Below are 1,778 nucleotides of genomic sequence, written 5' to 3' on the forward strand. Positions count from 1 at the left end.
GCGCGCGACGCGAGGAAGTGCGCCGGGCTCAGCGTGCGCCGGGCTCAGGCGTGCGCCGGGCTCAGGCGAAGAGCTCGAGCTCGCCCTCGGCTCCGTCGCGGACGCGCAGGCCTGCGGCATCCGCCCACCGCACGAACCCGGCGCGGGACGTGAGGCGCGGGCGATCCTCGGCGAGACGCCGCACCAGCGCGCCCTTGGCGTGCTTGTTGAAGTGGTTGAGCGCGCGCACGGCCCCGCCGTCCGCCTCCGCCACGACCCTGACGTACGCCGACGGCACCCCGGCGGGCACCGGCCCGAGCGCGACGTAGGCCTCCGAGCGCAGGTCGAGGACGAAACGCGGCCGGTCCTCCGCGAGAGCGGCGGACACGGCATCCGCCCACACCCGCTTGAGCGACGGCAGCCCCGGCAGCGACGCCGTCGCGCCCAGGCGGTACGCCGGGATCGCGTCGAGCGCTCCCACGGGCCCGAACGGGGCCGAGTGCACGAGCACGTGCGCTCCCAGCCAGCGCCGCGAGGCGGCGGGGAGGGATGCCGCGTCCAGCGCGTCGAAGAGCACCCCGGTGTAGCGGTCCACCGCCGGCATCGTCGGGGCGTCCCGCAGTCCCGCGTTCACGGCGACCTCACCGCGCTGCGTGGCGCCGAGCTTGAGCACACGGGCGGCGCGGTCCTCGTCGCCGGACAGCGCCACGAGCGCCGCGACGACGGCGTCGCGCTGCGGGAGCAGGGACGGGAGGGCGAGGGATGCCGAATCCAGCGGCCGTGCGCGGCCACCGGGTCGCTTCGTCTCGGACGGCGGCAGGAGGATCAGCATGCGGGGGCCCCGGTCGTCGAGCAGGTCGAGCGAGACGAAACGCCCCGCGCCCTCGAGAGGGCGGGGGCGTTTCGCTCAGAGAGGTGTCAGGAGATGAGCGCCGCGTTGCCGGCGACGATCGTGAGGTCGTTCCCCTCCATGGAGAGGAAGCCGTCCTGCGCGTTGGCGATGATCTTCGTGCCCGAGGTCTGGGTGATGCGCACCTGGCCCTCGGCGAGGATCGCCAGCACCGGCTCGTGTCCGGTCATGAAGCCGATCTCGCCCTCGACGGTCTTGGCGACGACGAGCGAGGCCTCCCCCGACCAGACCTCCGCGTCGGCGGAGACGAGACTCACGTTGAGCGGCATGATCAGCCGTTCTCCTTCTGGATGCGCGCCCAGTTCTCCTCGACGTCGGAGATGCCGCCGACGTTGAAGAACGCCTGCTCGGCCACGTGGTCGAAGTCGCCCTTCACGATCGCGTCGAACGACTCGATGGTCTCCTTGATCGGAACCGTGGAGCCCTCGACGCCGGTGAACTTCTTCGCCATGTAGGTGTTCTGCGAGAGGAACTGCTGGATGCGGCGTGCGCGCGACACGACGATCTTGTCCTCTTCGGAGAGCTCATCGACACCGAGGATCGCGATGATCTCCTGCAGCTCCTTGTTCTTCTGGAGGATCTGCTTGACGGCGGTGGCCACGCGGTAGTGGTCCTCGCCGATGTAGCGCGGGTCGAGGATGCGGCTCGTCGACGTCAGCGGGTCGACGGCCGGGTAGAGACCCTTCGACGCGATCTCGCGCGAGAGCTCGGTGGTGGCGTCGAGGTGGGCGAAGGTGGTCGCCGGAGCCGGGTCGGTGTAGTCGTCGGCGGGGACGTAGATCGCCTGCAGCGAGGTGATCGAGTGACCGCGCGTCGAGGTGATGCGCTCCTGGAGCACGCCCATCTCGTCGGCCAGGTTGGGCTGGTAGCCCACCGCGGACGGCATGCG

Annotated in this window: 2 protein-coding genes and 1 pseudogene; all 3 read right to left on the reverse strand. The window is 71.2% G+C overall.

What is annotated here, in order from left to right:
* Nucleotides 1-61: 61 nt before the first annotated feature.
* Nucleotides 62-811, reverse strand: coding sequence for a YaaA family protein (locus ACE3O1_RS15560; protein WP_374316603.1), 750 nt, complete (start codon nucleotides 809-811; stop codon nucleotides 62-64).
* Nucleotides 812-897: 86 nt separating this feature from the next.
* A complete protein-coding gene (locus tag ACE3O1_RS15565; RefSeq protein ID WP_374316605.1) occupies nucleotides 898-1,158 on the reverse strand; it encodes a F0F1 ATP synthase subunit epsilon in 261 nt (86 codons plus the stop codon).
* A gap of 2 nt (nucleotides 1,159-1,160) precedes the next feature.
* A pseudogene (locus tag ACE3O1_RS15570) lies at nucleotides 1,161-1,778 on the reverse strand (F0F1 ATP synthase subunit beta); the annotation flags it as partial.

The sequence above is a fragment of the Microbacterium sp. genome (assembly GCF_041909575.1).
Classification (GTDB): Bacteria; Actinomycetota; Actinomycetes; order Actinomycetales; family Microbacteriaceae; genus Microbacterium.

Bases quoted from the DNA above. Each gene is read 5' to 3' on its own strand.
- ACE3O1_RS15565 (WP_374316605.1), bottom strand. From the start codon at position 1,158: ATGCCGCTCAACGTGAGTCTCGTCTCCGCCGACGCGGAGGTCTGGTCG.
- ACE3O1_RS15560 (WP_374316603.1), bottom strand. From the start codon at position 811: ATGCTGATCCTCCTGCCGCCGTCCGAGACGAAGCGACCCGGTGGCCGC.